The 14,042-nt window shown below is 29.5% G+C and carries 13 protein-coding genes; 6 read left to right on the forward strand and 7 right to left on the reverse strand.

Annotated elements, in window-relative coordinates; genetic code table 11:
• Window positions 1–31: 31 nt before the first annotated feature.
• From Q1A15_RS10700 to Q1A15_RS10710, 3 genes are all read right to left on the reverse strand, one after another.
• A complete protein-coding gene (locus tag Q1A15_RS10700; RefSeq protein WP_299623116.1) occupies window positions 32–694 on the reverse strand; it encodes a type II CAAX endopeptidase family protein in 663 nt (220 codons plus the stop codon).
• A gap of 109 nt (window positions 695–803) precedes the next feature.
• The gene (locus tag Q1A15_RS10705; RefSeq protein ID WP_299623120.1) at window positions 804–1,619 is read right to left on the reverse strand and encodes a LytTR family DNA-binding domain-containing protein; all 816 of its coding nucleotides are present in this window, start codon (window positions 1,617–1,619) and stop codon (window positions 804–806) included.
• A gap of 60 nt (window positions 1,620–1,679) precedes the next feature.
• Entirely contained in the window at window positions 1,680–2,141 is a 462-nt protein-coding gene (locus Q1A15_RS10710) for a Na(+)-translocating NADH-quinone reductase subunit F (RefSeq protein WP_299623122.1), read from the reverse strand.
• A gap of 66 nt (window positions 2,142–2,207) precedes the next feature.
• Here Q1A15_RS10710 and Q1A15_RS10715 point away from each other — a divergent pair, with 66 nt between their 5' ends.
• The 3 genes from Q1A15_RS10715 (at window position 2,208) to Q1A15_RS10725 (ending at window position 4,810) form a co-directional block, all read left to right on the forward strand.
• Window positions 2,208–3,563 carry a DEAD/DEAH box helicase gene (locus tag Q1A15_RS10715; protein ID WP_299623126.1) on the forward strand — a complete coding sequence of 452 codons (1,356 nt, stop codon included), beginning with the start codon at window positions 2,208–2,210 and terminating at the stop codon, window positions 3,561–3,563.
• Entirely contained in the window at window positions 3,563–3,922 is a 360-nt protein-coding gene (locus tag Q1A15_RS10720) for a Na(+)-translocating NADH-quinone reductase subunit F (RefSeq protein ID WP_299623129.1), read from the forward strand. Before Q1A15_RS10715 ends, Q1A15_RS10720 begins: the two co-directional genes overlap by 1 nt.
• A 321-nt stretch (window positions 3,923–4,243) precedes the next feature.
• Window positions 4,244–4,810, forward strand: coding sequence for a uracil-DNA glycosylase family protein (locus Q1A15_RS10725; RefSeq protein ID WP_299623132.1), 567 nt, complete (start codon window positions 4,244–4,246; stop codon window positions 4,808–4,810).
• On the opposite strand, the gene Q1A15_RS10730 is transcribed toward Q1A15_RS10725, so the two are convergent.
• Window positions 4,778–6,103: a DUF6734 family protein gene (locus Q1A15_RS10730; RefSeq protein ID WP_299623135.1), complete on the reverse strand. Its 1,326-nt coding sequence runs from the start codon at window positions 6,101–6,103 to the stop codon at window positions 4,778–4,780. The genes Q1A15_RS10725 and Q1A15_RS10730 overlap by 33 nt on opposite strands.
• A 69-nt stretch (window positions 6,104–6,172) precedes the next feature.
• Window positions 6,173–6,406 (reverse strand): hypothetical protein, encoded by a 234-nt coding sequence (locus tag Q1A15_RS10735; protein WP_299623138.1) that lies wholly within the window; start codon window positions 6,404–6,406, stop codon window positions 6,173–6,175.
• Between the two features lie 421 nt (window positions 6,407–6,827).
• Here Q1A15_RS10735 and Q1A15_RS10740 point away from each other — a divergent pair, with 421 nt between their 5' ends.
• On the forward strand, window positions 6,828–8,273 hold the full coding sequence (locus tag Q1A15_RS10740; protein WP_299623141.1) for a P-loop NTPase fold protein: 1,446 nt from the start codon (window positions 6,828–6,830) through the stop codon (window positions 8,271–8,273).
• Between the two features lie 6 nt (window positions 8,274–8,279).
• Here Q1A15_RS10740 and polA read toward each other — a convergent pair whose 3' ends face one another.
• Both polA and Q1A15_RS10750 read right to left on the reverse strand, forming a co-directional pair.
• The gene (gene polA, locus Q1A15_RS10745) at window positions 8,280–11,093 is read right to left on the reverse strand and encodes a DNA polymerase I (protein WP_299623143.1); all 2,814 of its coding nucleotides are present in this window, start codon (window positions 11,091–11,093) and stop codon (window positions 8,280–8,282) included.
• A 237-nt stretch (window positions 11,094–11,330) separates the two neighbouring features.
• Window positions 11,331–11,696, reverse strand: coding sequence for a DUF983 domain-containing protein (locus Q1A15_RS10750; RefSeq protein WP_299623146.1), 366 nt, complete (start codon window positions 11,694–11,696; stop codon window positions 11,331–11,333).
• An 89-nt stretch (window positions 11,697–11,785) separates the two neighbouring features.
• On the opposite strand from Q1A15_RS10750, the gene Q1A15_RS10755 reads away from it, so the two are divergent.
• Both Q1A15_RS10755 and Q1A15_RS10760 read left to right on the forward strand, forming a co-directional pair.
• Window positions 11,786–12,649, forward strand: coding sequence for a helix-turn-helix transcriptional regulator (locus Q1A15_RS10755; RefSeq protein ID WP_299623149.1), 864 nt, complete (start codon window positions 11,786–11,788; stop codon window positions 12,647–12,649).
• A gap of 128 nt (window positions 12,650–12,777) precedes the next feature.
• Entirely contained in the window at window positions 12,778–14,001 is a 1,224-nt protein-coding gene (locus Q1A15_RS10760) for a metallophosphoesterase (RefSeq protein ID WP_299623152.1), read from the forward strand.
• Window positions 14,002–14,042 lie beyond the last annotated feature (41 nt).

Genomic DNA, 14,042 nt, shown 5'->3' on the forward strand with positions numbered 1-14,042 from the left:
TTCATCTCGCTTTTTTTATGAGTAAATTTTACTATAACAATTCAAAATAGAATAGTAATATGGCTATAGAATCAAAGAAACCATGTATGGCTATATTTAACCATAAATTGTATTTGTGCTTGTAGAATATAAAAGATAAAGTCGCGCCTAAAATTCCTGTTACGATTTGACCTGTAATTCCTTGATAGGAGTGTAACATTCCGAAAAGTATTCCGAATAAAATAATATTGAGAGATATACTTAATTTCCCTTCTCCGAAAAGTTTTACAAATTGCTTCATAAAATATCCTCTCCAAACAATTTCTTCCCCAAAAGCAGCAGAAATCCAAATGAAGACCAATGAAACAATTAAAAGTGTTGGGTTGTTTTTAATGGTGTCGAAAGTAGAGAAATCTATAGGTTGTTTCGTTAAATAAGTTGTTCCAGGAACTAATACAAAATAATACAATGCAAATAGTCCAACTGCATATAATGGAGCTTTAATTAATAAAGTGTTTAATGCGAAATCTTTTTTCTGAAAACCTAATGATTTTAAAAATTTAGATTTGAATTCAATGTAACTAACAAGAAGTACAAATAATGTTGCTAAAATAATTTCGAAATAATCAACATCTAATGGGAGTTTCCAAAAAATAAAAAGGAAAAGAATTGAAAAAACAGGTAGTAATTTTGATTTAAATAGTGAAATGTTCATGATTTGTATTTGTTGTTTTCGATGGCGAAGAAAAATCAAAAACAGCTACTTTTCCCAGCTTTTCAGAGGGTTTTTACTGAATGGTAGTAAAATAATTACTGAATAAACACTAGTTAGCAACCTTATTTTCAAACCAAATCATAAACTCTTTCTTTTTATACCTGCTAATTATTAATTCTGATAAGTTTTTATCTGAAGGATTTGGTGCTAAGGACAAAATTAACTTTCCGTTTTGTCCGGAAATAATTTCTTCAACAGCATTTATATGAACAATAACTTGTCGATTCGCTCTAAAGAATAATTGATCATTTAATAGTTCTTCTAATTTTTGAAGTGTAAATTCAGTTACAACAGATTCATTATTTTTCTTAACTAAATAAACAACCTTTTCTTGACTGTAGAAATAAGCTATGTCATCAAAAGGAATTATAGAAGTTTTTCCGTTTTTCTTTATTGTTAACTGACCTTGGATTACACCAAACTTATGAAGTTTGTATATTTTTTCACCATAAAGTAAAGCAATGGCAATTATACTTAATAGTAAAGTCAATAATAAACCTATAAAGAAATAGTAGAAAAGAAATTCAACATCAGCAAACCAAATGGCTAAGAAATAAAAAGGGAGATAGGCTAAAATAATGAATCCTAAAGTTGAAAACACATAATAAGAAATGGTTGTCCAGTTTACGTTTTTGAACAACTGTTTTCTTTCAAAATATTTAAAGTTTTGATCTGCTATAATACCAATTACAGTTCCTATTATTATAGAACTTATTGTAGATATTAAAGGAAAACTGTAGCCTTCATCAGGATCGTAATCTGTTAAGTGGCTTGTGAATAATGAAAGGAGTGTTAATATCAGTAAATTTCGAATTAAACTTCCTTTTTTGTTAATGAAAGCCAGTGCACTGTTTTTTAAACTCATGAAAAAGTGAAAGTAGCTATAATATTATTATAACCAAACTTTAAAAATGAATAAAAATGTTTAGTTGTAAATTACATCAAATTGATAAACAGGATCTTCATTTTCAAATTCAAAAATTCTTGAATAGTCCATCACATTCGAAATGTTTTCTAATTGACATAAGTAATCAACAACAGCACATAATCCGTTAAATAAAGTGTCTTTGCTAGTTGGGTTTAAAGGTTTTTCATTGTAGTGACAAAGTGGTACTGTAAAACCACAAGCTTCTAAAAAAACTTTTTCAGTATGTAAAAGTTCTAAAGGACTATAACCGTTAAATTTTCTACCTAATTTTTGATGAACTCTTCCTACATAACTTAATTCAGTAGAACCGTGTTCATCAGATAAATGTTTCCAACTATCATGATTATCTAGAATATTTCCTACAGCACAAGCCGAACAACATTCAGGATTCAATTCATTATTATGGAATGCATTATACAATTTAATTAAAGCCTGTTCTAAACGTTTTGGTGTATTCATCTACATTACTATTTATCAACATAAATATACGAAATATTGGTTGTACCTTTGCGGAAATTAAGTTAAATGACAGCTTTCGAAGATTTAGATTTATCAAATCCATTACGAAACTCAATTGAAGATTTAGGGTTTTCGCATCCTACACCTATTCAGGTTCAGGCATTTCCTGTAGTAAGATCAGGAAAAGATGTGGTTGGAATAGCACAAACAGGTACAGGAAAAACATTCGCATACATTTTACCAATTTTACGCGATTTAAAATTCTCTAAGCAGTTAAATCCAAGAGTGCTTATTTTAGTTCCTACACGAGAACTTGTAATACAGGTTGTTGATGAAATAGAAAAATTAGCAAAGTATATGACACTTCGAGTTTTAGGAGTGTATGGAGGTGTAAATTTAAATAGGCATAAACAAGCTGTTGCTGAAGGTTGCGATATTATAGTTGCAACTCCAGGTAGACTTTACGATTTAGCATTAAGTAGAGTGTTAAAGATGAAATCAATTCAGAAATTAGTAATTGATGAAGTTGATGTAATGCTAGATTTAGGATTCCGTTTTCAATTATTAAACATTTTTGATTTATTACCAGGGAGAAGACAAAACATAATGTTTTCTGCTACCATGACTGAAGATGTTGAAGCTTTAATTGATGATTTCTTTGTTGCGCCACAAAAAATTGCAATTGCAGTTAGTGGAACACCATTAGATAATATTGAACAAACGACATACGATATTCCTAACTTTTACACGAAAATTAATTTAATTAACTATTTACTTTTCGATAAAAATGAATATCATAAAGTATTAATATTTGCTCCTAATAAAAGAAATGCCGATCGCATTTTTAACTTATTAGAAGAAGAATTTCCTGGGCATAACTGTGTAATTCATTCGAATAAAACTCAGAATTATAGGATTAAATCTATTGAAAACTTCAATGAAGGAAAACATAGAATTTTAATTGCTACAGATGTTATTGCACGTGGATTAGATTTACAAGAGATTTCTCATGTTATCAACTTTAATCCGACGCATTATCCAGAAAACTACATGCACAGAATTGGTAGAACGGGTAGGGCAGAACATAAAGGAAAATCTATTTTATTAGCAACCGAAAAAGAGCAAGAAGCAAAAGCTAGAATTGAAGAGCTAATGGATTATACCATTCCAAAGCTAGAGATTCCTGAACAAGTTGTTATTTCAAAAGAACTTACAGAAGAAGAAAGACCTAAAGAAGATAAATCACAATCTAGAAATAGAACTTCACAAGAATATGTTCCGGGTCCTGCTTTTCATGAGAAGAAAGAAAAAAATAAGAAAGTAAACTTAGGTGGAAGTTATCGTCGTGAGATCGCGAAAAAGTATAAGAAACCTAAAACAAGAGGAGATAAGAATTACAATAAGAAAAATAGAAAGAAGTAATGAAAGCACTTACAAAACAAGAGTTGCATAATTTGGCAATGAATATTGTAGGGAAAAAATTACAAGAGATGGGGTATGAGTTTGTAGCTGTAAATAGCGAACTTAAAAAACATCCACAGTTTGTTCTTTTTAAAAAAGGCGAGCCAACTATTTTTGTAATTGTTAAAGCAACGAATAATCTTCAAAACCCAAATGAGTACGATACCATTTGGATGGAAACCTTTTTAGCTCATGCCAAAAAATTGAATGCAAAAGTTTGGTATGCCGGTGTTGGTATAGCAAATGCAGAAAGTGTTGATTTACCGATGTTTAAAGATCAGCCATACTATTTTGCGTTCGATAATTTCTTGAAATTATAGTGTTGATAATCAGAGTGGTGCAAAATATGTTAAATTTTTGTCCATTTATAAGTATTTCTAAACATTTAATACAAAATAGGAAAAAACCTTAAAAAAAACGCAACCTTCTGTGTATCTTTGTATTGGGATTATTTTAAATTATTAACTATCATGGGGAAATTATTACTTAAGAGAGTTAGTGGTTTTTTTAGAAGTTTATTCGGACTATTAGCAGACTTCGGGAGTGGAGCGAGCTACGCTTTAAGAAATTAAAAGAAAAACCGTTAACGGAAACACTTATTACCGACTAAGTAATAAGTGTTTTTTTATGTTAATAATCCAATGAAACAATTACTTCAAGAAATTAAAGGCTGCACAATCTGTGAAAACTACTTAGAACCTAGACCAGTAGTGGAGGCAAGTGCAAATTCTAAAATCATTATTATAGGTCAAGCTCCAGGAACAAGAGTACATAATACAGGTATTCCTTGGAACGATCCGAGTGGAAGACAATTACGTAAATGGTTAAATGTTACCGATGAACAGTTTTATGATACATCTCTTTTTGGAATAGTGCCTATGGGATTTTGTTATCCAGGAAAAGGAAAATCAGGAGATTTACCACCAAGAAAAGAATGTGCTCCGCAATGGCATCAATTATTATGGGATAAAATGCCTAATGTAGAGCTGATCTTGTTGATTGGAATGTATGCTCAAAATTATTATCTGAAAGATAAAGCAAAACGCACTTTAACGGAAACGGTAAATAATTACGAGACCTATTTACCGAAGTATTTTACGTTACCACATCCTTCACCAAGAAATAGATTTTGGTTAACTAAAAATCCGTGGTTTGAAAAATTTGTAATTCCTGAGTTACAAAACAGAGTTCACAAAATTCTGACTTAAAAAAAGTGTTTTATAATCGTTTTCTTGAAATATTTCAGGAATTAGAATTTCTTGTAAAATACACTTATCAAGAATGAAAGAGAATACCTTTTCATGCAATTGACTTGGAGTGTACGTTTGTTTGATGTCGTCGTCTGCTAACAATTGATTACATAAATCTACGGTTGAAATTTCTTCTTCAAAGTAGAAAACTAGATTTTCCCAATCAACAAGTTCAAGTATTTCAACTTTGTTCATTTGCGGACTTATAAATTCTAACACAGAAGTAGTTTCTCTTTCCGTGAATTTTACCGTTGGGTTTAATTTGAATTTAGTTTTATATAAAGTTTCTATTTCGTTAGATCTTAGATAATCGTATACGTTAAATAGATATTTTTTTCTTCGTTCAGATATTTCAAAACGATTTTCCCAAAGTGAATTTTCAATTCCCTTTTTGGTAATGTTTTCATAGGCTTCAGGATATTCATACATCAATAAAGCCTCGATTTGTTCACAAGCATGCAACGACTTTTTGGCGTAACCAATAGCGTGTACATAATTTGTTTGAAAACCAGCAAGATGAAAATTGGTCAGTTTTGAGAAATTAGGATCTACATTTTCTAGTAATGAATGAATTTCAATTTCATTCTTACTCGCAATAGCATGACCTAAGAATTGCTCAAATATCATATTAAACATTCCAACATCTATTTTTGGGAATAAATGCTCGTTTTTATGAATCATTTCTAAAGCTTTTGCATGGAGTTTTTTATAAAAATCAGTGTTGTTTCCACCAATAACTCCAGCATTAAAAGCCAAGATTCTTTTGTTGTTATACAAAGAGTTTATAATTTCTGTTGGAACGAAATCAAATATTTTTAAAATAGCATCTAATGTTTCTTGATAAACAGGGTAATTGTCTTCTATATTCTGACAAAAAATAGCTCCATTTATTTTAGCTTCAGGAAACTTCTCCCAAATAAAAACATCAGTATCTACATGAATGAAAGGTTTGTCTTGTAAACTATAAGTATAAAGTTTTGGTAATGCCCAAAGATTGGCATCAAATTCATTTAATTCATCTAGTGTAGTATGAATTTCTGTGTAAGGTAAGTCTAGAATATCACCAAGTATTTTCTTTCCGTATTCGTCAGTATACAATGTAATTTCACCATAATGTTCTTTAAATTTTAAACAGCTTAAAGCAATACTATAGTAGAAGTATTTTTCGTCTAACCAACCTCCTTTAAATCGAGCGTTCGGATGGTTAGAGTTTTTTAAAAAAGGTTTAGACCAAAAACTTTGTACAATCATAATAGGTAAGGTTTTACAAGATGAAGAAGAGATGAGTAAAACTCATCTCTATATAATTGAATTGTTTGCTTAACAGCTTACACAGTAATTAGAAGCAAATTGTGGTGCGTAATATTTATAACGTCTGTCGTTAGTACATCCGTTTACATTAATAACTCCATGACTTTGAGACACGCTACTTGGACAACAAACGAAGAAACAGCTGTAATCGTAGTTATAATCGTATCCTCCAGAGATTGTTTTAGACTCTTCCTTAGATAAAAGAATTGCTCCTTTTACTTTGTTTAAAAAATCATTTTTCATTTTTATTTGATTTAATTTATTACCTACTCGTAAGCTTTTCGGTTTCCGCTATATAAGATAAAAGTGAAGTTTAAAGACGTTTACTTTTTATTGGTCTGGATTGCGCAATCTATTTTTAATAGATGTTTTCAAATGCTGAAATCATCGATTTGAGTGTATAATAGGAAAGAGTGAAAAATGAAATTTCTAGCAATTCATATGAAATTAAAACTTCATAAATCTTTCATAACTCTTTTGGGTTTTATTTAATAAAACCTGTTGAATTTTAAATTTACAAGAAAAAAACAGTGAAAAATAAATGGAAATCTTAAAGTTTAGCACTATCACGTTTTCGTGTTGATAACTTTTGGTGTAAATATTAGAAAAACGACTTTATGCTTTAGTAACATAAATGAATTCTTATTTTTAAGAAAAAAAAAGAATGGCTAAAATACTCCCGAACTTACCAATAGATAAATTAACCAAAGAAAACGATTATATAGGAATATTAACCAAAGGAGATATCATCAAAAATTTTTTTCTAACTCATAAACATGATTTTAATAGAGTTAAATTTTTTGCATTATATGGAGAATGGGGAAGTGGAAAAAGTACCTTAATGAAATATTTAGAAGAAGAATTAAAAGATTCCTTCAATACTTTTTTCTTTGAAGCGTGGGAATATGAAAGTGATCACAACTTACCAAAATCTTTATTAGAGTTTTTGAATTATAAATCAGATACTAAAGTCGATACCTTTTTTAAGAATGGAGCTAAACTTTTAGAAGGTTTTGCAAGATCAATTACATTTAAAACTCCTGTTTTTAATATTAATTCAGATAAAATTATAGAAAGTGTTGAAGAGAATTCGTTTTTTGAATTGAAGCAGAGATTCAAAGAAGATTTTGAATCATGGGAGAATAAGATAACAGAGTGTGATAAATGTCCAAAATATAATATTGTCTTTATAGATGACTTAGATCGTTGTGAACCAGAAAATGTTTTGAATTTATTATCGGCAATTAAATTATTTTTTACTTACGGAAAGAAAACTATTTTCTTGTGTGGAATAGATAAAAAAGCAGTAGATGAAGCAGTGAAAACTAAATATAAAGATGTTGTGAAAGCAAATGAGTATTTAGAAAAGGTGTTTGATATATCTTTTTCAATGCCTAAGGAAAATGATATAAGTAAGCTTATTAAAACATATTTTAATAAAGAGGAGTATTTTGATGTCAATGGTGAAAAAATAGATTTACCTAATGAAATAACAATATTTTTAAAAGCTTTAAAGTTTGAAAACCCTAGAAGAATAAAGAAAATTTTAAATAAATATTCATTAATTACATCTTTAAAAGAGCAAAATAACGAAACTTATAATTTGCCTAATATCATTACTGAAAACTCAGGAACTTTATTTGAAACATTATTAACATTGTATTTACTAATAATTAAAGAATTTGAATTACAGATTTTCGATAGTTTTTTAGATTTAATTTTTAAAAAACAAAGTATAAAAATGGCCTTAGAAAATTATTTTAACAAAAGTTCTAATTCGAATGAATTTTTTCGAGAATATGCTAAAATAATAGATGTGATAAATAAGGCAGTAGATAAAAATATTATCAATCAAAAAATTTCAACTTTTGGTTTTACGGATTTTGCTACCATTTTTTTACCATTTAATTTAAATAGCATTACGCCTAATAGTTTAGACAAATTAGATTTATTTAATACTGGAGTATCTATTAAGGAGAAAAAAATAGACTTTTATTTTTGTGTTTTTTTTATAAATAGTAATAGAATATCAAACATTATAAATAAAGATCGCAAAAACTACAATTATTCTTTAATGGATTATAAAAGAATGATTGTGAATCTATCGTAATTTAATTTAATGCGCTTCTAACCAATTTTCTCCTAAACCAATTTCAACATCTAAAGGAACAGCTAGTTTAAAAGCATTTTCCATTTCATGTTTAATAATTGGTTTAATCGTTTCTAATTCGTCTTTATGAGCATCAAAAACCAATTCATCATGTACCTGTAATAACATTTTTGATTTAAATCCTTCTTTCTTAAATCGTTCATGAATATTAATCATGGCTAATTTAATGATGTCTGCTGCACTTCCTTGAATAGGAGCATTTACGGCATTTCGTTCTGCTGCACCACGTACAATTGCGTTTCTAGAATTAATATCTTTCAAATAACGTTTTCTTCCAAGAACAGTTTCCACATAACCATTATCACGAGCAAAATCTACTTGTTTTGCCATGTAAGCTTTTAGTTTTGGATATGTTTTATAATAAGCTTCAATTAATTCTTTAGATTCTGAACGCGTTAAATTTGTTTGATTACTTAATCCGAAGGCAGAAACACCATAAATAATTCCGAAGTTTACAGTTTTTGCATTACTACGTTGTTCACGAGTAACTTCATCTAGTGCTACATTAAATACTTTTCCGGCTGTAGAAGCATGAATATCTTCTCCGTCTTGGAAAGCTTTAATCATAGTTTCTTCTTCACTTAACGCAGCAATAATTCGAAGTTCTATCTGACTGTAATCGGCAGCTAATAAGGTATAATTTTCGTCTTTCGGAATAAAAGCCTTACGAACTTCTTGTCCGCGTTTTGTGCGAATAGGAATATTCTGTAAGTTCGGATTATTAGAACTCAATCTTCCTGTTGCAGCTACAGCTTGTGCGTATACAGTATGAACTCTATTCGTTTTCGGATTTAATTCATTTGGTAACGCATCAACATAAGTACTTTGTAGTTTTTTACATTGTCTGTATTCTAAAATATCAGCAACAATTTTATGTTCTTTTAAAGCTGATAAAATATCTTCTGCAGTAGAATATTGTCCCGTTTTTGTTTTCTTAGGTTTGTCTACTAATTTTAATTTTTCAAATAAAATCGGACCTAATTGTTTTGGTGAAGCAATATTAAATTCTTCACCAGCTTGTTCGTAAACAGATTTCTCTAAGCTTTCAATTTCACTAGAAAGTTCTTTAGAGAATGAACCTAAATATTCAGTATTTAAGTTAATTCCTTCAATTTCCATAGCGGTAAGTACAGAAACTAAAGGTAATTCTACAGTATTAAAAAGTTTAGTAAGTTTTCCTTCTGCTAATTCTTTAACAAAGTGTTCTTTTAATTGTAACGTAATATCTGCGTCTTCTACAGCGTATTCTGTTTGTTTTTCTAATTCAACAACACGCATAGAAAGCTGGTTTTTCCCTTTTTTACCAATTAAATCAGTAATAGGAACAGCTTGATAATTTAAGTATGTTTCTGCAAGAATATCCATACCATGACGCATATCTGGATTAATCAGATAATGAGCAATCATAGTATCAAACAATTTCCCTTCTACAGGAATATTATAATTAGATAATACTTTAATGTCGTATTTTATATTATGACCAATCTTTTCAATCTTTTCATTTTCAAAGAATGGTAAGAACTCATTTAAAATAGTTAGAGTTTCTTCTTGATCTTCAGGAAAAGCTACATAATAACCTTTGCCAGCTTCCCAAGAAAAAGCAATACCAATTAATTCTACTTCTAAAGCTTTTAAACCTGTAGTTTCAGTATCAAAACAAACCGAAGTTTGTTGTAATAATTTAGAAAGTAATAATTTTCTAGAAAGTGGTGTGTTCACCAATTGATAGAAATGAGATGTATTGTTTATGGTTCTGAAACCATTAATTTCTTCAGTTTTATTTCCTCCTCCTGGAGTAGCAAACAAATCAAACTGAGCTGGGTTAGAAGCTTTTGATACAGTCTTTGTAGCTGTAGTAGTATCTGCTGCAGGTGTTGCTCCAAAAGTTTTTAAGAAATTATCTGTTAATCTTCTAAACTCAAGTTCAGTAAAAATCGCTTTTGTCTTTTCTATATCTGGTTGCTCAAAAATTAGTTTATCCTGTTCTAATTCAACAGGAACATCGAGCATAATTGTTGCTAGTTTTTTAGAAAGTAAACCTAATTCTTGATTCGCTTCTACTTTCTCTTTCATTTTACCTTTTAGCTCATGAATGTTTTCAAACAAGCCTTCCATACTTCCATAAGCGGCAAGGAATTTTTTAGCTGTTTTTTCTCCAACACCAGGCAAACCAGGAATGTTGTCGACAGAATCTCCCATCATTCCTAAAAAGTCAATTACTTGCTCTGGTCGTTCAACTTCAAACTTTTTTTGAACTTCTTCAACTCCCCATTTTTCATAACCATTCCCCATTCTTGGTGGTTTGTACATGAAAATGTTTTCAGAAACTAACTGTGCATAATCCTTATCAGGAGTTACCATATAAGTAACCAAATCTTCCTTTTCAGCTTTTTTGGCTAGTGTTCCAATAATGTCATCAGCTTCATAACCTTCCTTTACAATTGCAGGAATGTTCATGGCTTCTAAAATTTGTTCTATATACGGAACAGCAATACGAATTGCTTCTGGAGTTTCTTGTCGGTTCGCTTTATATTCAGGGAACATTTCATTTCTATCTACACTTCCTCCACGATCAAAACATACAGCTAAATAGTCTGGCTTTTCTCTTTTGATAACATCTAATAAAGAATTCATAAAACCTAAAATAGCCGAAGTGTCTAGTCCTTTAGAGTTTATTCTTGGATTTTTAATAAAGGCATAATAACCTCTAAAAATAAGTGCGTATGCATCTAATAAAAAAAGTCGTTTTTTAGTATCCATTAGTTATATAGAATTGAAGATTGTAAAACTACAAAATAGTTAGTTGCTCTGCGAGAGAATTACATGAAAATTGGAAACAATACAAGCGTACTGTAAATTATGAATCGATAGAATTGTTAAGAATTAGAACTTAAACAATAGTTGTTTCTAATTGAAGTAAGCTGATTTTTCTGCTGAAATTAACAAAGAATGAATAAAGAAGCCTTAACTTTTATGTAGTAAGTACGTGTTGAATTTTTAAGAGTTCTTCTTGTCTTTTTCGGAATGAAAAATATAAATCCAAATGACACGAGATAGTTTAAAATTTACAGCAAATAAAAATAAAGATAGAGCAACAATACCACCAAAACTAACAAACCAATTTAAGTTTAGTAATAATCGTAGTATAACAAATGTAGCTACACTTTCTGCAACAATTAAAGCATAACTTACATACATTGCACCAAAAAAGAAACCAGGTTCTTTTTCGTAGGTAAATCCACAATGACTACAATTTTGGTCCATTTTTCCAATACTAAACGGATTGAAAATAGAAGTCTTAAAAACATGACCTTTTTTGCAATTAGGACATTTGTTTGAGAGTATATTAATTAAAGACTTCATGTAAATTATTTTGAGGCAAAATTATAAGTACCGTCTTAAAATAGACTTATACGAAAGTTGTTTATTTTTGTATTATCGAGACATTTTCTATGATTCCTATTCTGAATATTAATAATTTTAAACAGCAGTCATCAGCTAAAGATTACTTTTATAGCAATCATTTAGACGTACATTTAAAAAAGAATGTGCATCATTTTGAAAAGCCTCATAAACACGACTTCTATTTATGTGTTTTTATAGTTGAAGGAGAAGGAATTCATGAAATAGATTTTCATAATTACAATATAAAACCAGGTAGAGTTTTCTTTTTAAAACCTGGTCAGACTCATTTTTGGAGTTTCTCTTCTACGGTTAAAGGATATATCTTTTTTCATACGTTTGAATTCTTTAGTTTAAGTATGAGTGAATTACATTTAAATGAATTTCCTTTTTACACATTGAATAAATCTTACTTAGATCTTTCGGAAGATAAAGCTGTTCATTTTACATCTGTATTCAAAAATATCTACGAAGAATATAGTAATGATTTAGCTTTTAAAAGAGCTCGTTTATTAAGTTTAGTGAATTTGCTGTACATCGATTTCTTAAGAATTTTTAATGAAAATACAATTCCAGATCAAAGTCAGTCGGCAAATGATTTACTGGTTGTTGAGAAATTGAATGTGTTAATAGAAGAGTATTACAAAACTGAAAGGAGAGCTTTGTTTTATGCTGAAGAATTAAATATTACAGTACGTCATTTAAACAGAATAACAAAAAAAGTATTAGGAAAGACTTTTACTCATTTGTTACACGAGAGAATTGTGCTAGAAATCAAACGTTTTTTAGTGCATAGTAAATTATCACTTGCAGAAATTGCTTATGAATTAGGTTTTGAAGATTATGCTAACTTTTCTAAGTTTTTCAAACAGAAAACAGATGAAAGTCCAACAAAATTTAGAAAGCGATATTAACCAATTGATTAGAAATATTGAATAGATTCTAAAATCTCGTTATGTTTTTTATGTAAATATTCACAATTACTTCAAAAATTAATACAGCTAATCACCGTATCTTTGCGAGGTTTTTAAAATTATAACATATGCCTAGGTGGTTGATTTTTATTGTATTGGTGTCATTAGTTATTGCAGTGTTCGAAATTTATACATTTCAAGCTGTAAAAATGGTCACTAAAAATAGATTGTTAAGATATTTATGGTTTGGCTTAAGTTTAGTGGCTTACATTAATTTCTTCTATACAATTATATCTTCAGATAGAAGTTCTGGGCAAACAAGACAATTTCAATGGGCAGCTGGGTTTATGTTATTAGCATTACTACCAAAAGTTGTAATTGTACTTATAATGTTTGGTGAAGACATTGTACGACTTTTTCAAAAAGGAATTTCAATGGTATCTAGCGAAGCAACAAAACCTCTTGCAGGAAGAAGAAAGTTTGTAGCTCAGTTAGCTTTAGGTTTAGCAGCAATTCCTTTTGCAAGTATGTTGTATGGAATTTTTAGAGGGAAGTATAACTATAAAGTTTTAAAATATCAGTTAGCTTTTAAAGATTTACCAGAAGCATTCGATGGTTTTACAATAACTCAAATTACCGATATTCATTCGGGAAGTTTTGATAATAAAGAAAAGATTCAGTACGGAGTTGATTTAATCAATCAACAACAATCGGATATGATTTTATTTACTGGTGATATTGTAAATAATTTCGCTCATGAAATGGATGATTGGATTGATGTGTTTAAGCAATTGAAAGCACCTCGAGGAAAATATTCAATTTTAGGAAATCATGATTATGGAGATTATTCTTCGTGGAAAACTGATGCTGATAAAGAAGCTAATTTTCAAGCGATAAAAGATATTCATCCAAAGATTGGTTTTGAATTACTACTAAATGAAAACAGATATATAGAGAAAGATGGAGAGCGAATTGCTTTAGTGGGAGTTGAAAACTGGGGAAAAGGATTTAAAAAAGAAGGTGATTTACAAAAGGCTTCTGAAGGAATTAAAAAAGAAGATTTTAAAGTATTGATGAGTCACGATCCAACACATTGGGAGTTAAAAGTAAAGGAAGACGATTTTAATTACCAATTAACTCTAAGTGGTCATACGCATGGATTACAATTTGGAATCGAAATTCCAGGTTTTCTACGTTGGAGTCCATCTCAATATGTATACAAACAATGGGCAGGATTGTACGAAGAATTTGGTCGTTATATTAACGTAAACAGAGGCTTTGGGTATCATGCTTTCCCTGGAAGAGTAGGTATTTGGCCAGAAATCACAGTTATTGAGTTAAAAAAAGCTTGATTTTCAGCTTTTTTCCAGTGTTTTTATGGGTTCTTAATAAA

Origin of the sequence: uncultured Tenacibaculum sp., assembly GCF_947495995.1 — a bacterium.
In the GTDB taxonomy this organism is placed as follows: domain Bacteria; phylum Bacteroidota; class Bacteroidia; order Flavobacteriales; family Flavobacteriaceae; genus Polaribacter.

Bases quoted from the DNA above. Each gene is read 5' to 3' on its own strand.
- Q1A15_RS10700 (WP_299623116.1), bottom strand. From the start codon at position 694: ATGAACATTTCACTATTTAAATCAAAATTACTACCTGTTTTTTCAATT.
- Q1A15_RS10705 (WP_299623120.1), bottom strand. From the start codon at position 1,619: ATGAGTTTAAAAAACAGTGCACTGGCTTTCATTAACAAAAAAGGAAGT.
- Q1A15_RS10710 (WP_299623122.1), bottom strand. From the start codon at position 2,141: ATGAATACACCAAAACGTTTAGAACAGGCTTTAATTAAATTGTATAAT.
- Q1A15_RS10715 (WP_299623126.1), top strand. From the start codon at position 2,208: ATGACAGCTTTCGAAGATTTAGATTTATCAAATCCATTACGAAACTCA.
- Q1A15_RS10720 (WP_299623129.1), top strand. From the start codon at position 3,563: ATGAAAGCACTTACAAAACAAGAGTTGCATAATTTGGCAATGAATATT.
- Q1A15_RS10725 (WP_299623132.1), top strand. From the start codon at position 4,244: ATGAAACAATTACTTCAAGAAATTAAAGGCTGCACAATCTGTGAAAAC.
- Q1A15_RS10730 (WP_299623135.1), bottom strand. From the start codon at position 6,103: ATGATTGTACAAAGTTTTTGGTCTAAACCTTTTTTAAAAAACTCTAAC.
- Q1A15_RS10735 (WP_299623138.1), bottom strand. From the start codon at position 6,406: ATGAAAAATGATTTTTTAAACAAAGTAAAAGGAGCAATTCTTTTATCT.
- Q1A15_RS10740 (WP_299623141.1), top strand. From the start codon at position 6,828: ATGGCTAAAATACTCCCGAACTTACCAATAGATAAATTAACCAAAGAA.
- polA (WP_299623143.1), bottom strand. From the start codon at position 11,093: ATGGATACTAAAAAACGACTTTTTTTATTAGATGCATACGCACTTATT.
- Q1A15_RS10750 (WP_299623146.1), bottom strand. From the start codon at position 11,696: ATGAAGTCTTTAATTAATATACTCTCAAACAAATGTCCTAATTGCAAA.
- Q1A15_RS10755 (WP_299623149.1), top strand. From the start codon at position 11,786: ATGATTCCTATTCTGAATATTAATAATTTTAAACAGCAGTCATCAGCT.
- Q1A15_RS10760 (WP_299623152.1), top strand. From the start codon at position 12,778: ATGCCTAGGTGGTTGATTTTTATTGTATTGGTGTCATTAGTTATTGCA.